We start from the raw sequence: 17,855 nt of genomic DNA on the forward strand, positions 1-17,855 counted from the left end.
AATAATACTTAATCATTTTGCGGGGCTAAACGTTCAACACGTTTTACCACCCTCAAAATAGATCAGTTAATTAAACGAATTGGTATAAACCGATAAGGCAGGCTAAAAACAGTGTTTTAGCCTGCTTTTTCTGAATTAGTCAATATGGGCGGTTGAATCTCTAACTACCAGTTCAGGGGTATATTGCTTGATAATGTCGCGTTCGTTGCCATTGCGAATTTGCGCAATTAATAAGTTAGCAGCATCTTGCGCTATTTGGTTGTTAGGCTGGTGAGCAGTGGTAAGCTTAGGCCATGTTTGGCGCGAAAACGGGCTATCTTCAAAGCCTGTAATTGATAATTGACTCGGTATGTCAATTTCCATTAAGCGCGCTGCAAATAGCGCACCTGCAGCGATTTCATCGTTACAAGACACAATAGCGGTTGGCCGGTTGGTTTGATTTATTAATACTTTAGCCCCTTCAACACCTGACTCAAACGAGTACTCTCCGGCAATGATCAACTGCGAGTCTATTTCAATATTATGCTGCGTTAAAGCTGCTTTATAGCCCTCTAATCGTTCTTTAGTTGAGTTATGCTCTGAGCCACCTGCTAAAAAACCAATACGGGTGTGTCCATTATTAATTAAATGCTCAGTAATAGATTTCGAAGCGCAGTTATCGTCAATCATAATACACGGTGTTAACGTATCTGGAGCGCTGTGGCCCGATAGTATGCGCACAACTTTAATATTTAACTGCGTGAGTTTTTCTACAAAATTGGGCATTTCTGAAAAGGGCGGTGTGAGTAAAATACCTGCAATTCGCGTGCGTTTTACCATGTCGGTAATTTCATCTATTATTCGTGTTTCTTTCGCATCGCATGGGTGAATGAGTAGCTCAAAGCCTTGTTTTTTACAGGCATCTAAAATACCTCTTTGCATGTCTATGATGTAATAGGCATTAGGATTATCGTAAATATAAGCAATACTGTAAGCTTTTGTTCCTGCAAGGCTTCTTGCTGCTAAGTTTGGATGGTAGTTTAGCTTTTCAACCGACGCCATGACTTTTTCACGCGTATTGTCACGCACAGACGCTTCGTTGTTTATTACTCGCGATACCGTTTTTATCGATACCCCTGCATCTTTTGCCACGTCGTTTATTGTTGCTTTCATAAGCTTAATAGACCTTTAATATTATTTTTTTTGGCACTAATTCATTAGTTAATATCGACAGTTAAAATAGCGATAACTGCGCATTGGATATCATTTTTAATGAACAAATTATAAAGACATCCGTTGAGATTGATAGTTAATTTATTGAATGGGTATCGCAGATCATGAAAATCCTGAAATTTTTTATAAAAAAAATGACTAATTTATTATTTATAAAATACAACACATTATGTAATTTATATGATTTATTATGTAAATATTTTGTATCTTTTTTGCGCTCGTATGTAGCTATGAAAATAAAAACGGTGTAAAGTCGCTCCGTAATGACAACGCTGTCATGAGGTTTGGCACACAATGACATGACACCGTAGCGCGTTGTTTATTTATAAAAAATACTGACACTCAGACACTAGAACACTAAAAAAAATGAAACACCAATAAGGGGAAACCAATGTCAAATTCACTGTTTAAAAAGGGAATGCTAGCTAGTTCAATTGCACTTATTTTATCTGGTAGCCTATCTGCTGCGGCCATTGCACAAGATGCGCAATTAGCACAAGAAGAAATGGAAGTTATTGAGGTTAAAGGGATCCGCAGTTCACTAAAAGAAAACCTTAATGCAAAACGCTTTTCTTCAAATGTGTCAGACGTGATCACGTCTGAAGACATTGGCAAGTTCCCTGACAAAAACGTTGCTGAAACACTGTCTCGTATTACTGGTGTTGCAGTTAGCCGTGAATTTGGTGAAGGTGAAAAAATCAGTATTCGTGGTGCTGGCCCAAAATACAACCGAACATTGTTAAATGGTCAAACGGTAGGTACTGCTGATTGGTTTATTTTAGATGAAGCAAACCGAAGCTTTAACTACACCATGCTACCGTCAGTTATTGTAAAAGGACTTGAGGTGAACAAATCACCTGTGGCAAGTATTGATGAGGGCTCTATAGGGGGCACTATTGTACTTAAAACACGCCGCCCGTTGGATATGGATGCCAACTCAGTTAGTTTGTCATTAGAAGGGCAGTATTCAGAAACATCTGGCGAAACAGACCCACAGTTAGCGGGAATGTATTCGTGGAAAAATGACGATGAAACATTGGGTGTTATGGTATCGGCTGTTAAGCAAGAACGTAATTTAGAGCGTCAAGGTTTTGAAGTGCTAGGTTGGGTTGAAAGCGACGATGATGAGTATATTGTACCTCGTAACATTGGTGCACCTAAATTTATTCAAAGCCGGGAGCGCGAAACCTTATTTGCAACCCTCCAATACGCACCGAACGATAACTTATTAATGACGTTAAATTATCTAGATTCGCAAATGGATGTAGACAATCAAAATTCTAACTTAATTAATTTTGCGTTTGGCGACCGCGCTGAAATTATTGCTAATGCGACTAAAGTTAAAAATGGCGCTATTTTAGCATCAAGCGCAGGCGGTAATTATGCTTACAATTACATTAATCGCGTATCAAGTACTGAAACAGATCAAGTACATCTTGATATTGACTACCAAGGCGACGGTTACAGCCTTAATTTTGAGCTAGGTAAAACCGCAGCGAGTGGGGGGACTTACCGTGAAACGTCTTGGGAATATGTTGCTGTTGGCTCAGGCTATGATTACGACTTAACGGGTACACCCAATGTAAATTTGGGTGTTAACGCCGCCGATGGTAATAACTTTGCAGCTGGATGGATTTGGGGCGGGGCAAAACCGACTACCGATGAAGAAACCTTTGCTCAGGCCGATTTAACATACGATGTTGAGTTTGGCCCATTCACAGCAATAAAAACAGGTGTTAAATATCGCCAAGCAGAGCGAACTCAAGGGCGTCATGCTTATAGTTGGCATGCACCGTTTGCCGACGGTGGTGCAAATTCAGACAATTATCTAGATCACATTTTTGACACCTGCCCAACGCTTGCAACGTGTGGCTTAGATGCCAATGGCGCTACAAGTATTGATGCTGCTGTGACTGGTAATATTACTGAGCAAGTTTCACATAACCGTAAACTAATGGAAGAAATTGCCTTTAACGGTTTAAATGGAATATCTGCCAGTTATGCAATTCACGATAATTTAGCCGAAATTTGGGAAGTAGAAGAAGATATTTTAGCGCTGTATGTACAAGGTGATTTTTCTGGAGAGGGTTTCAGAGGTAATGTAGGTATGCGTTATGTAAGCACCGAGCAGACCTCTTATGGTTATGAATTTTCAGGTGATTCGTGGGGCTTAAATACAATTAATGGTGATTGGTTAACGCCAAGCGTTTTAAACTGGGTAAGCCAAGATAATGACTATGCTGAGTTTTTACCAAGCTTTAACATTGCTTTTGATCTAACTGAAGAGCAAATACTTCGTATCGGTGCTGCACGTGTTATGGCTCGTCAAAATTGGGCCGATATTTCATCGTCAGAAACCTTCGGTTCATTAACCGGTGGTCGTGGCACAGGTAGCCGTGGTAATCCAAACTTAGCACCCACTATTTCAAATCAGTTTGATTTGTCATGGGAATGGTATTACAACGAGGCATCAATGCTATCGGTTGCTTACTTTGCTAAAGACTTAAGCTCATTGCGTTCTACCGTTACCGTAACAGAAGACCGTTATGATCAGGAAAACGAAGTATTTGTTCCTGTTGATTTTGCACAGCCGGGTAATGGGCTAGGTGGCACAATTCAAGGTATTGAGCTGGGACTACAACATGATTTTGGTGGTTTTGGTGTATCAGCGAACTATACATACACAGATGCAAGTGCTGATGAGCAGCGCGATACAAATCAGGTTGGAAGTGGCTTAGTCGAAGGGACATCGAAAAATATGCTTAACTTAATGGCATATTACGAAAACGACGATTACCAAGCGCGCATTATGTATAACTACCGAAGCGACTGGTATAAAGGTCTTCACTTTAATGGTGATGAGCTTTTCAATGACGCCTTTGGCCAGTGGGATGCAAGCGCCTCTTATAATGTAAATGAATACGTAACGCTTACTTTAGAAGCGGTTAACTTAACAGATGAAGAAATTGTTGAGTACAACACGAATGAAGAACGCATTATGTCTATTTACTCTAATGGACGCCGTTATGTGGCAGGTATTCGTGTTAACTTTTAAGTTAATATGAATAAGCATTTCAAAAGCCGAGTTTAGCTCGGCTTTTGGTTATTAATCACCTTGATACAGATTATGGTCTTTAATTATGCGTGCTTTAAAACAGGTCGCAACTTGGCATAATGTAACTCCAGCTATGTTTAAAAACGACATAGCACCACTAGCCGAGCCCGCTATTTTAAAAGGATTGATAAGTGATTGGCCGTTAGTAAAGCAAGTAACTAGCTGCACAGGCGAGAACCCTCATGCTTGGCTTAACATGTTAAGCGAGCATTATGTGGGTGGCAGTGTTCGAATGGCTGAAATACCGCGAAGTGAATCACCTCAGTTTTTTTATAACAAAGCGCGTGATGGATTTAACTTTACCCGCAAAGTTGCACCTTTTATGCAATTTATGCAGGTGTTATTACAAAATGCAGAGTTAATAAAGGTGGGTAATAACGCTGGTGCTGTTGCTATTCAAAGTGCCCCAGTTGTTGATTATTTTAATGACCTTGCAACAACTCACACTATGGCATTATTTGCAGATAAACCACAGCCGCGATTTTGGCTGGGTAATCAGTCAACGGTGGTGGCTCATTATGATGATGCAGAAAATATTGCCTGCGTAATTGCTGGTGAGCGCAAGGTTACTTTATTTGCACCGCATCAAATAACAAATTTGTATGTAGGCTCTATTGAGCATACGCCAGCGGGTGCGCCAGTTTCAATGGTGGATTTAAATAATCCCGATTTTGAAAAATTCCCCAAGTTTAAGCAAGCACTCAATGAGGCACTTGTCGCTCAGCTACAACCGGGGGATGCATTATATATTCCTACCTTGTGGTGGCATCATGTAGAGGCATTAAGTCCTATAAATATGATGATGAATTATTGGTCGGGCGGGTCTATTGCAAAGAGCAGCGAACCCGTGCCAATGGATGCATTATTGTTATCAATTATGGCCATTAGAGATTTACCCACAGCTCAAAAAAAAGCGTGGCAGGCTTTTTTTAACTACCATATTTTTGACTTTGAAGAGGCGCAAAATCAGCATATTCCTGAACAGCTTAAAGGAATTTTAAACCCGCTTACAAGTCAACAACGAGCGCAAGTTAAGCAGTGGCTTATCAAGCAGCTCAGTTAATAGATTAAAGGATACAGGCAATGACACTCAAATCATTACTGATAGCAGGCTGTATAGCATTGAGCTTAACAGCGTGTCAGGACACAAAAACACACAAACATAATGTTGAACTGGTTCAAGCGAGTAATAGCGCAATAGAGTCACTCGCTAATATGCTACAAATACAGTACGAACAAGTCGATAATAGACCGTCAAAATACTGCGATAAAACCATTGAAAACGGTAATTGCTTTGAAGCAAAGCTACACATTAAGGCAAGTGGTGCCGTTAATGTGGATGGGTGGAAAATTTACTTTAGTCAAATTACGCCTATTCAACAGGCTCTCAGTGATGAGTTTACTATTACTCATGTTAATGGTGACCTTCATGTAATTGAGTTAAAAGAGGCGTTTACGGGGTTTAAAGCAGGCGAAACCAAAACTATTACGTTTTATGCTAATTTTTGGTCGTTATCGCAAAGTGATGCAATCCCAAATTATATTTTGGTTAACCATAATGAGTACGCCAAGGTAATTACAAGCACTAAGCCCACTGTTGACCCTGAGACAGGTTTAGAGCTATTACCTCATGTTGTACCTTATAGTGATTACGAGCGACAATTTAAGCGTACTAAAAACGATGAAACACAATGGCTGACAGCAGAACGTTTGTTTGAGCGGAACACAAAGTATGATTTTTCACCTTATTTAACAGATGAAAATAAACAAGTAGCACAGCACATCATTCCTACTCCAACTCAGGCTACATTTAGTCAAACACAAGAGCTAGATATTAGCCAAGGCTTACGCTTTAACCTCAATGATGTAAATGAAAAAGGGGTAACTGCGGCCATTGAGCGACTTAAATTATTGGGTTTAACGACAAGTGAATCTGGTGTTGCGGTAAATCTTAATTTAACACCGACAAAAGATGGCTCACAAGGTAGTTATACATTAGCAATTAATGCCAGTGAAATAAATATAAGCGCCACTGATGAATCTGGTGTGTTTTATGCCTTGCAGAGCTTGGCGAGTTTATACCAAGTAAACAATACAACATTGCCAATAGGTCAGGTGAACGATGCTCCTCATTATGAATTTAGAGGCGTGTTGGTGGACGTGGCCCGTAACTTTCAAGACAAAGAATTTATATTAAAGTTACTTGATCAAATGGCTGCATATAAGCTTAATAAATTACACTTACATTTAGCCGATGACGAAGGTTGGCGTTTAGAAATCCCTTCTCTTGAAGAGCTTACTGATGTTGCTTCAAAACGCTGTTTTGACCTCTCAGAGCAGGAGTGTTTAATGCCACAACTTGGTGCTGGTATAGATACTTCTAGCCCGGTTAATGGTTTTTATTCAGTGGATGATTACCAAGAAATCCTTAAATTTGCGAGTGCGCGACATATTCAAGTTATTCCTTCATTAGATATGCCAGGTCATTCGCGAGCGGCTATTAAGGCTATGCAAGCTCGTTATAATAAGTACATAAAACAGGGTGATAAACAAAAAGCTGAACAGTTTTTACTTTATGATCCGCTCGATACCACCGTGTATTCTTCGGTACAGCATTACAACGATAACACCATCAATGTATGTTTAGATTCATCGTATGCGTTTATACGCGAAGTTATGGAGCAAGTTAAAATAATTCATAATGAAGCGCAGCACCCGCTAACGCGTTATCACATAGGTGCAGATGAAACAGCGGGTGCATGGGTATCGTCTCCAGCGTGTACTGAGTTTATTAAACAAAATAATTTGCCGTTTACCAAAGCTGAGCAATTAGGTAGCTACTTTATAGAGCGTGTGTCGAACATGTTAGCTGACATGAATATTGAAACAGCTGCATGGAGTGATGGCCTATCGCATACTAACCCAAATAATATGCCTAACATTGTGCAAGGTAATAGTTGGGATTTACTGATGTGGAATGGCCACCAGCGCGCACACCAATTTGCTAATCGTAATTGGCAGGTAGTGGTGTCATCACCAGATGTTTTATATTTTGATTTTCCTTATGAAGCCGATCCTCAAGAGCACGGTTATTACTGGGCTTCAAGGCATATTAATACAGAAAAAGTATTTCAATTTATGCCTGATAATTTACCCGTACACGCCGAATTTTGGTTAGACAGAGAAGATAGGCCTTACACCGCAAACGACACGGTTATAAAAAATGATGCAGGTGAAGTTGAGTTTGCACCGCTTGAAAAAGGTAAGCAATTTATTGGTATTCAAGGTCAGTTATGGAGCGAAAATACCCGTACCAATAATATGGCTGAGTATAAGCTTTTTCCTCGTTTATTATCGTTAGCACAACGCGCATGGCACAAAGCGCAATGGGCGGTGCCTTACGATCATGATGGCTTTGTTTATAGCCGAAATACGCAGCGTTTTACGTCTTCACTGAAGCAGCAGCGAGACCAACAATGGTTAACGTTTGCCGCTAGTTTAGGGCTTAAAGAGTTTAATAAGTTAGAGAGGGCAAATGTGCACTTTCGCATTGCTAACGCAGGAGCCAAAATTGAAAACGGCATGTTGTACGCTAACGTTGCTTACCCCGGTTTGCTAATAGAATATATGCAAGCCGGAGGACAATGGCAGACGTATAATGCGCCGGTAAAAGTAACTCAAGATGTGTGGGTGCGTACCAAATTGCCAGTATCTGGTCGTGTTAGTCGTACATTAAAAGTAACACAGCCGTAGCATACACACCCCTTAAATTATAAGGGGTGTAGAAACATAATTTGAATATAAATTAAATAATGACAACGCTGTCATTTGTGTTAGTATAAGATTCATCCGCTCTGGCAGCGTGTTTTATTTTGAGTGTTATGCAACACGGTCGAACAAGTAAAGAGGCAAAAATGATCACCAATACAATTAATAATGAACTCTTTGTTGGGATCGATGGGGGCGGCACTAAATGTAAAGCAATTATCGTTAACAGCGCGAATGAAATTTTAGGAACGGGTATTGCTGGGCCAGGAAACCCTTTACATGGATTTACACAGGCCATTAATTCTATAGAGCAGTCAGCTCAATTGGCTCTTAATGATGCAGGTTTAAGTGAAACCCCTTTATCTTACTTAGTGGCGGGTGTGGGGTTGGCGGGTGTTAACTTACCAAGCCTACATAAACAAATGATGCATTGGAAAAGCCCCTTCAAAACAATGTATTTAACTACCGATTTACTTATTGCTTGTATGGGTGCACATCAAGGTGATGATGGTGCAGTGATAATTGCTGGTACGGGTTCGTGTGGTTTTTCATATGTTAAAGGACAGTCTTTTATGATTGGCGGACATGGCTTTCCGCATGGCGATAAAGGAAGTGGTGCATGGATTGGTTTTACAGCATGCCAAAACGTGTTGTTGAGCTTAGATAAGCTAATGCCTAATAACACGCTGACTGAATGTATTTTAAAGTATTTATCGGTCAATGATGCCATGGAGTTAGTCGAAATTATTGCAAATAAACCGGCTGCATTTTTTGCTCAATTAGCCGGGTGTGTATTTCAGTCAGCTGCGGCAAACGACGATATTGCTATTAGTATTTTAAAAGAAAGCGGTGCCTATTTGAGTGACATTGCTCGTCAATTATTAGCCAAAAAATCACCAAGATTATCTTTTATAGGTGGATTGTCTTCGGTTATGACGCCTTGGCTAGACATAGATATTCAAGGTGTTTTATCTGCGCCTTTATCATCACCCGAAATGGGATCAGTACTTTACGCGAAACAACAGCAAGTTAACTACAGCAGTCAGGAGTTATGATGTATCACACATTAATGGAAAAAGAAGCGGCGCAAACGCCCGAAGTCATTAAACAGCAAATTCTTGCTAATCAGCCTCTAGTAGAAAAAATTGGCCAAAAACTACGTGATATTGCGCCTAAAATGGTGATGATCATCGGCCGTGGTTCGTCAGATCATGCTGGAGTATTTGGTAAATATTTAATAGAAATTGAAGCCGGTATCCCTGTTAGTTCAGCGGCGCCGTCGGTTGCCAGTGTGTACGGTAAAACACTGAAACTTGATAGTGCATTGGTGATTGTTATTTCTCAATCAGGACGAAGCCCAGATATTATTGCCCAAGCTAAAATGGCAAAAGAAGCTGGCGCTTACTGTATTGCACTGGTAAATGACGAGGCGTCACCGTTAAAAGACATTGTTGATGACTTTATTGGGCTTAAAGCGGGAGATGAAATATCGGTTGCGGCGACTAAAAGTTATTTATCTACGCTGTCAGCTTTAGTGCATTTAGTTGCTAATTGGACTCAAAATAATGAATTATTACAAGGGTTAAAGCAGTTACCTGAAGCATTAGATGCAATCATTGACTCACCAATACAACTTCAGCCAGACGCATTTTTGCCTGTTAAAAACATGGTTGTATTAGCACGCGGTTTAGGGTTTTCAGTCTCTAAAGAAATGGCATTAAAACTTAAAGAAGTGTGTGCTATTCATGCAGAGGCATTTAGTAGTGCAGAATTTTTACACGGCCCCGTTACGTTAGTTGAACAAGGTTTGGTGATTTTAAACTGCGCGGTAGAAGATGAAACCGCATACTCTCACCAGCAGCAAATAGCAGACGTAACCCAGCGCGGCGCTCACATTATCAACCTTACTCAAAATGGAATTGCAGTGCACCCACGTTTAGCGCCGTTTTTAGTGTTGCAGCGTTTTTATTTAGATATTGCCAAAGTGGCAGTTAAGCGAGGCTTTAACCCCGACGAGCCCAAAGGGCTTAAAAAAGTAACAAGGACATTATAAATGTCAGTTCAACGTATTTTTGTTGCTACGCTGTTTGATGGTGATCAGTTTTTAAAAGAAAAAGTGCTTACAATTGACGCGGGTGTTATTACCGCTATTGATGATAATACTAATAATGTAGATGAAACCTTATCAGGCGTAGTTACCCCTGGGTTTATAGATTTACAGGTAAATGGTGGTGGAGGTGTATTGTTTAACCGAGCACGCAGTGCATCAGAGGTTAAACGAATGCTTATGGCTCACGCTAAGTATGGCACAACAGCCATGCTGCCTACTTTAATTACCGATACAGTTGAAGTTATGCGCCAAGCGGCTGATGTAATAGCCGATGCGATTGTTAAACACACACCTGGCATTTTGGGCATTCACTTTGAAGGACCGCATTTATCTATAGCTAAAAAAGGGGCACATAGCGAAGAATTTATTCGTCCGATTTCAGATGATGAGTGGCAAGTTTTATCGCGCAAAGATATAGGCAAAGTGGTGGTTACATTAGCCCCTGAAAATGTACTACCTAGTGATATTACTCAAATGCGTGAGTTAGGCATACATGTTTGCTTGGGCCATACAAATGCGTGTTTTGAGCAGGCACAACGAGCCGTTGATGCTGGCGCTACAGGATTTACACATTTATACAACGCCATGTCGCCTTTGCAAGGGCGTGAGCCAGGCGTTGTGGGGTGTGCTTTGCTAAATGATAATACCTATTGTGGCTTAATAGTTGATGGTCATCATGTTGATTATGCTGCATGCCAAGTAGCACTGAAAGCTAAACCTAAAGGGCGTGTGTTTTTAGTGACCGATGCAATGCCACCGGTAGGTACAAACGAAACTGAATTTGCTTTTTTCGATCGAACAGTAACACTTAACCAAGGCAAGTTAACCTCAACAACGGGGGAGCTTGCAGGCTCAGTACTTGATATGGCAACGGCTGTAAAAAATAGCGTAGAGCATTTACAGTTGCCACTATCAGAAGCACTAAAAATGGCATCTTTATACCCAGCACAGTATATTAACTTACCCACAACACATGGAAGGTTAATTGTTGGCAGCCCTGCTAATTTTGTTCAACTCGATACACACCAACAGGTTATAAGCACGTGGATTGGTGGTGAACAGCTTTTTTAAAAAACGATAATAAATATAAATAAAGGAAAAATAACATGACAACAAATGTTATGGATACACCTAAAAGCAGTAGCATGCTGCCCATGGCTATTGTGGCAGTATTATTTTTTATACTGGGGTTTGCAACGTGGCTAAATGGCTCACTAATGCCTTATTTAAGCCAAATATTAAAGTTAACGCCATTTCAGGGATCGTTAATTTTATTTTCGTTTTATATAGCGGTGACTTTTACAGCATTGCCATCGGCAGTGTTAATTAAAAAAGTTGGTTACAAAAACGGTATGGCGATGGGCATGGGGTTAATGATGATTGCCGGCTTGTTATTTATTCCTGCTGCGATGTCGCAAGTTTTTCCTTTATTTTTGCTAGCACAGCTAGTGATGGGCGCAGGACAAACATTGCTTCAAACTGCTGTTAATCCTTATGTTGTAAGGCTTGGGCCAGAAGAGTCTGCAGCGGTTCGCATTAGTATTATGGGCATACTCAATAAAGTGGCGGGGGTTATTTCTCCTTTAGTGTTTACCGCGTTAATTTTAAGTAATTTTACAGATACAGTAGGCACTGAGCTTAGCCAGCAACAAGTTGATGATATGGCAAATGGTCTTATTCTTCCTTATTTAGGTATGGCACTATTTATTGGACTATTAGCGTTTGCCGTTAAAAAATCACCATTACCCGAACTTATTACTGACGATGCTGAGCAAACAAGTAGCAACAGTGAAATACGCGAAACTTTATCTCACCCTAACTTAGTTTTTGGGGCGATTGCCATTTTTTTATATGTTGCAGTAGAAGTTATTGCTGGCGATACCATTGGCACTTTTGCGCTTTCTCTTGGCGTTGCTAATTATAGTGTGATGACTTCCTACACCATGATCTTTATGGTGTTTGGCTATATTTTGGGTATTTTGCTTATTCCCAAATTTATAACTCAACAAACAGCCCTCACACTATCAGCCGTATTAGGTATTGCTATTACCTTGTGCATTTTATTAATTGATGCGCAGTCGTTTATTATTGCCAACGCATTGTTAATACCATTAGGTGGCGCTAACTTACCCGATGTATTACTACTTATAGCTTTTTTAGGCTTAGCAAACGCCATTGTTTGGCCTGCGGTATTTCCACTTGCGTTGTCGGGGCTTGGAAAACTAACAAGCACAGGCTCTGCACTGTTAGTAATGGGTATAGCCGGGGGGGCATTTGGTCCAGTGTTATGGGGTTTATTGAGCGGGTTTACTTCATTACAAACAGGGTATTCGGTGTTGTTACCATGTTATATATTTATTTTATTTTATGCCGTAAAAGGCCATAAAATGAAAAAGCAATAACGTCCACCAGCTACCCTAACCCCAGTGCACTTTGCAATATAAAGTGCACTGATGATTAACTAACCTGAGCTTTGGCGAGGGATAGATTGATTACCCACAGTTCAAATTAACTATTACACGTTAACTTAAGCGCGTTACTTTTAGTTTTATCCTGCCAGCGTTTGCCCCATAAAAACGACTTAAATCGTTAGCGAAAGGGCAAAACTCGCCCGATTTAGTCATAGTTATATCTGCTCCTTGCGCTATTTCAAATAAGGCTCTGTCACTTTTATCAATGGCGCCAATTAAAGCAAACCAATCAGCATTTGGTTGGCGCCTAAAAGGCTCTAGTAATGCCATAGGTATTTCTTTTACGCCAAGTTGCACGTTATCACGATGCCACCCTTTGGGTGTACACTTTATGCCGTCGTCAAACCAATATTGATCAGGGTATGAGGTAAAGCGATAGGTTGCACCTTGCTCAAGCATCAAACCCGTACTGTTATAAAACTCACTCGCAAATACCACCACATCTTGGCTTTGGCCAATACTTAATACGCTCATATTTTGGTTGGCAAGCGTAATGTGCGCACTTAAGCCGGTAAAACTTAATGTAGAGTCGTCACTGTAGCTAATTTTGTATGTTAGCTTTTTAAGTGACTCAGGACGGTAGCTGGTGAGCTTATTAATTCGTGTAGCCACACTGTGGTGTATAAGGGGCTCTATAGTGCTTACCTCATTATCAACCAGTACAATACATTCTCTATCTACCAGTTTAAAGAGCGAATTAAACCAAAAGTAGTTTTGCTGGTGGCTAAGTGCAAGTGGATCTGGGATCACAGTAACATCGTCTTGTGCAATTAAATTACTCGTTGGTAGGAGTGTTTCGTAATTTATCTCGTGACTTGTTAACAATGAAATAGCTAACGGTTGCTCAATTAACCACTCAAGTGCATAACGTAAGCAAATATCGGCTAATCCGTCGCGGTAATAACCACCCCCTATATCTGAATGGGCGCCTGCAAACCACAGTTCAGTAATGTTATTTTGATGGTTCATTAGCGTGGGCTCAAACGCACGGCGTTTTTCATCAAGCGCAACACAATGCAGCGCCGCGGTTATATTATGTGCAATGGTGTGGTTTTCAAAAATAACATGCTCTGCGCCGCGTGTCGCTTTACTTACTTTAGAAAGCCCAATAGAGGCAACGGTATCAAACACACATAAATAAACATGCTCGCTGATAAGGCTTTCTAAACATTTTGCAAAGCGTCTAGCTAGGGCTGCACCTCGGCTAAAACCAGTAAGCAGCACAGTGTCGCCTAGTTGGTAATGTGCTTTAAAGTCGTTAATTGCTTGATTCAAAATGCTAGCAACATCGTCACCGCGCGGTGCTAAAGTTTGATTTAAAATGCGCTTTAAGCGGCTACCTTTAGTGCCAATGCCCTGATAATAAAAACTAAGCTGGTTTGTAAATGGAGTGGTGGGGAAATCATCAAGTTTGCCACCTAATAATAAATGCAGCTTGAGGATGTTAGAAATACTACTGTCTTCTTTAAAATGGTCTGAGTTAAATTGCTCTGCGTCGCGAGGCTCGCCCCCGGTACCATCAAAATTAAAAATTAGCGTTTTGCCCGTCATTGCCTATTTCCCTCAGTAGTTTGTATAAATTTATATGGGAATTGTGAAAAATCAAAGACAGCGGTAATAAATATTTATTAAACGTGTTTATTACCGCCTTAAGTTTTTTATTAATGTAATTTCATTTTAGGGCGCACTACACGCAGGACTTTTTCGCTTATCCATAACGCAAAGGTTTTTGCGCTGCCATGAATGGCGCGTTGGTGCATGCGATAAAGCGATATATACATAAAGCGGGCTATGCGCCCTTCTATAAAAAAGGTGTTGCTGGTTAAGTTACCCATTAAATTACCTACCGTGCTGTAGCGCGATAAGTTAACTAACGAGCCATGATCGCTATATTTAAAGCTACACAAAGGTTGTTGTTTTAAAGTGGCAATGAGGTTTTTTTCAACACATAGCGCCATTTGATGCGCCGATTGCGCGCGCGGTGGAACGAGCTTTCCGTCTTCTTGAGTAAAAGCGCAGCAGTCGCCCAGTACAAATATACTCTCATCGACGGTGCTTTGTAAAAACTCATTAACTTGAATTTGGTTGTTACGGGTAAGCTCAAAAACGCCTAAGTCTTTAATAAAGCCTGGCGCTTTTACGCCTGCAGCCCACACCATAATATCGGCGTTTATGTGTTCATCGTCTTTGGTTATAAAGCCTTGTTCAGTGGCTTCCTTCACTTGTGTTTGCTCGCGTACGTTTACACCTAACTTTAATAATTCACGTTTGGCACTCACAGCAATTCGCTCTGTTAATGCGGGCAAAATACGTGGCCCCGCTTCAATTAAATGAATGTGCAAACGCTTAGACGACATATTTGTAAGCCCATATAGCTTTAACAGCTCAGATACATGATACAGCTCCGCTGATAGCTCAACACCGGTAGCTCCTCCGCCAACAATTGCAATATCAAGAGACTGTTGCTGGTTATCGTCTTGGTGAAGGCGAGTAAAGCTATCGAGCAATGAATGCTGAAAACGTTCAGCTTGTTGATTTGAGTCTAAAAAGTAGCAGTGCTCTTTTATGCCAGGTGTATTAAAGTCGTTACTTACACTGCCAATAGCAATAACAAGATGATCGTAACGTACAGTGCGCTTGGGTAAAATAGTATGTCCAAGTTCGTCAAAAAGAGGGGCGAGAGTAATGGTTTTATTACTTTGGTCGAGATTGCAAAAGGTACCAAGTTGAAAGTTATAATGATGTTTTGCGGCATGGGCAGAGTAAACTACGCCATCTAAATCGGGGTCAATAGAGCCAGTTGCAACCTCGTGCAATAGCGGCTTCCATATATGGGTGCGGTTTTTATCAATGAGTAGTATTTCGGCGTGTTTTTTCTTCCCTAGTTTATGCCCTAACTGAGTTGCAAGCTCTAATCCACCTGCGCCACCGCCAATAACGACGATTTTAGGTTTGGTTATATTCATGACTATGCCCTTAAAAATAATATACCCAAGCGATCTGTTTTATTATTTTAAAATGACTTGGGTATCAAAAATTATTTTGGCAAAGCACACGTTTATGGGGCTATATTGTGCGCCTAATTAAAGGAGATGTCAGCATTAAATCATGTTATTTACTGTATACTAACTTGCAAATACTTCATCTTGGCTGCACTTTTTGTTTTAGCCCTGTGTTTACATCGCCTAAAAGGACATTTTTATGAATACGCCGTTATTACAATCACTTGAGCAGCATTTTGGCTTTTCACAATTTAGAACTGGGCAACAGCAAACCATAGAGCAACTTTTAAATGGGCAGTCGTCGTTGGCTATATTTCCCACAGGGTCGGGTAAGTCGTTATGTTATCAGCTAACGGCTTTACATTTACCTCATTTAACCTTAGTGGTATCGCCTTTACTTGCATTGATGAAAGATCAAATAAGCTTTTTAAATAGTAAAGGCATTTATGCTGCAAGCCTTGACTCAAGCCAAGATCAAATGCAAAGCAGCACGGTAATGAACGACGTGCGCAGTGGTAAAGTAAAAGTATTAATGGTCTCGGTTGAGCGCTTTAAAAACGAGCGCTTTAGAGAGTTTATAAGCCAAGTTACGCTTTCTATGTTGGTGGTAGACGAAGCGCACTGTATCTCTGAATGGGGCCATAACTTTAGACCCGATTACTTAAAACTACCGCGCTACCGTGATGAGCTAAATATTCCACTGGTACTATTGCTAACCGCCACAGCCACTAAAAAAGTAAAGCGTGATATGGCCGAGCGTTTTAATATATCGCCTGAGTGTATTGTACAAACCGGCTTTTACCGCGCAAACCTCGATTTAAGTGTGCTAAGTGTAAAAACAGCTGATAAAAACACCGAACTTACTAACATAGTGCGTGCGCAAACTGGCCCCGGTATTGTGTATGTCACCCTACAGCAAAGTGCAGAGCAAGTTGCCAATATATTAAGCGCGCAGGGTTTGCAAGCGGTGGCGTATCATGCAGGGCTTGAAGATACGCTTCGCGGGCAAATTCAAGACGATTTTATGGCGGGCAAAATTAACGTTGTTGTGGCAACAATAGCCTTTGGTATGGGCGTTGATAAATCAGATATTCGCTTTATTATTCATTACGATTTACCTAAATCTATAGAAAACTACAGCCAAGAAATTGGCCGCGCAGGGCGTGATGGCAACCCTTCAAATTGTTATACATTGGCTAATTTAGATGGCTTAAACACAGTAGAGAATTTTGTGTACGGCGACACCCCCGAGCTTAGTGGTATTGAGCACGTTATTAACGATATTCGCCAAAGCCAACAGCAATGGGAAATGCAAGAGTACAGCCTTTCAAGCGAGAGTAATATTAGGCAGCTAGCGCTTAAAACTTTGCTGGTACAACTAGAAATGCAAGGTGCAATAACGCCGCAGTACGCCTATTACGCCGATTTTAAATACAAGTTTTTGGTTGATAAAAACGAATTGCTTAGCCAGTTTGACGAGCAACGCCAGGCCTTTTTATCGCAAATATTTAGCCACACCGATTTTAAAAAAATATGGGGCACGCTTAATTTTGACACCCTTACACAAGCCGCGCAGGTTGACCGTAAACGCGTAGTGGCTGCACTTGACTATCTAGCCGAAAAAAACCTTATTACTCTTGAAACCAAACGTATTACCCAAGTATATAAGGTGCATGGTGAGGTTATAAATAACCCAGAGCTTGCCGCGCAACTGCACCATTACTTTGTTGACAAAGAACAGGCTGAGATTAAACGAATTGCTGCGTTAGTGCGCTTTTTTGAGCTGCAAACGTGCTTGAGTTATAACTTAGCGCGCTATTTTGACGACCAAAATGCGCCAGCGCAATGCGGGCATTGTAGTGTATGCCGTGGTAATGCTGTAAAGCTTGAGTATTCAATAGAAACTGCTCACATTGCCGATGATGTTGTTTATCAAAAAGTGGATGAGTTTTTAGCGCATATGGCAACAAAAGGTATTCACAGTGTAGGTATTGAAACGCAGTGCCGCTTTTTAGCCGGCATGAGTGTCCCGCTGTTTGCACGAAATAAAGTGCGTCAACTAGGTGGCTTTGCACTGTGCGAGCAGCAGCGCTATAGCGAAATTAAAGCAACGCTGCTTGCAAGATAGTATTGAAATGATGACCAAACTCGCATAATTATAAAAAATGTTAAATTTT

The 17,855-nt window shown here is 40.7% G+C and carries 11 protein-coding genes; 8 read left to right on the plus strand and 3 right to left on the minus strand.

Going from position 1 to position 17,855, the window contains the following annotated elements; all coding sequences use genetic code 11:
• Positions 1–135 precede the first annotated feature (135 nt).
• Positions 136–1,152, minus strand: a complete 1,017-nt coding sequence (locus KZZ04_RS10055) for a LacI family DNA-binding transcriptional regulator (protein WP_138529362.1) — start codon at positions 1,150–1,152, stop codon at positions 136–138.
• 451 nt (positions 1,153–1,603) lie between these two features.
• Here KZZ04_RS10055 and KZZ04_RS10060 point away from each other — a divergent pair, with 451 nt between their 5' ends.
• The 7 genes from KZZ04_RS10060 (at position 1,604) to nagP (ending at position 12,607) form a co-directional block, all read left to right on the plus strand.
• Positions 1,604–4,267, plus strand: coding sequence for a TonB-dependent receptor (locus tag KZZ04_RS10060; protein WP_138529364.1), 2,664 nt, complete (start codon positions 1,604–1,606; stop codon positions 4,265–4,267).
• 85 nt (positions 4,268–4,352) lie between these two features.
• Complete coding sequence (locus KZZ04_RS10065; RefSeq protein WP_058404549.1) at positions 4,353–5,390, plus strand: cupin-like domain-containing protein; 1,038 nt, start codon at positions 4,353–4,355, stop codon at positions 5,388–5,390.
• Positions 5,391–5,410: 20 nt separating this feature from the next.
• Positions 5,411–8,080, plus strand: a complete 2,670-nt coding sequence (locus KZZ04_RS10070) for a family 20 glycosylhydrolase (protein ID WP_138529366.1) — start codon at positions 5,411–5,413, stop codon at positions 8,078–8,080.
• 161 nt (positions 8,081–8,241) lie between these two features.
• Entirely contained in the window at positions 8,242–9,150 is a 909-nt protein-coding gene (nagK, locus tag KZZ04_RS10075; RefSeq protein ID WP_058404551.1) for an N-acetylglucosamine kinase, read from the plus strand.
• On the plus strand, positions 9,150–10,148 hold the full coding sequence (gene nagB-II / locus KZZ04_RS10080; protein ID WP_058404552.1) for a glucosamine-6-phosphate deaminase NagB-II: 999 nt from the start codon (positions 9,150–9,152) through the stop codon (positions 10,146–10,148). Before nagK ends, nagB-II begins: the two co-directional genes overlap by 1 nt.
• Positions 10,149–11,276 (plus strand): N-acetylglucosamine-6-phosphate deacetylase, encoded by a 1,128-nt coding sequence (gene nagA / locus KZZ04_RS10085; RefSeq protein ID WP_138529368.1) that lies wholly within the window; start codon positions 10,149–10,151, stop codon positions 11,274–11,276. It abuts the gene before it with no gap.
• Positions 11,277–11,311: 35 nt separating this feature from the next.
• Positions 11,312–12,607 (plus strand): N-acetylglucosamine MFS transporter NagP, encoded by a 1,296-nt coding sequence (gene nagP / locus KZZ04_RS10090; RefSeq protein WP_219422633.1) that lies wholly within the window; start codon positions 11,312–11,314, stop codon positions 12,605–12,607.
• A gap of 120 nt (positions 12,608–12,727) precedes the next feature.
• On the opposite strand, the gene KZZ04_RS10095 is transcribed toward nagP, so the two are convergent.
• Positions 12,728–14,227 (minus strand): DUF2235 domain-containing protein, encoded by a 1,500-nt coding sequence (locus tag KZZ04_RS10095; protein ID WP_219422634.1) that lies wholly within the window; start codon positions 14,225–14,227, stop codon positions 12,728–12,730.
• A gap of 110 nt (positions 14,228–14,337) precedes the next feature.
• Positions 14,338–15,642 (minus strand): NAD(P)/FAD-dependent oxidoreductase, encoded by a 1,305-nt coding sequence (locus KZZ04_RS10100; protein WP_219422635.1) that lies wholly within the window; start codon positions 15,640–15,642, stop codon positions 14,338–14,340.
• A 235-nt stretch (positions 15,643–15,877) separates the two neighbouring features.
• Between KZZ04_RS10100 and KZZ04_RS10105 the strand changes: the two genes are divergently transcribed.
• Positions 15,878–17,806 carry an ATP-dependent DNA helicase RecQ gene (locus tag KZZ04_RS10105; RefSeq protein WP_219422636.1) on the plus strand — a complete coding sequence of 643 codons (1,929 nt, stop codon included), beginning with the start codon at positions 15,878–15,880 and terminating at the stop codon, positions 17,804–17,806.
• The last annotated feature ends 49 nt before the right edge of the window (positions 17,807–17,855 follow it).

The organism is Pseudoalteromonas sp. CR1 (assembly GCF_019392235.1).
Taxonomy (GTDB): domain Bacteria; phylum Pseudomonadota; class Gammaproteobacteria; order Enterobacterales; family Alteromonadaceae; genus Pseudoalteromonas.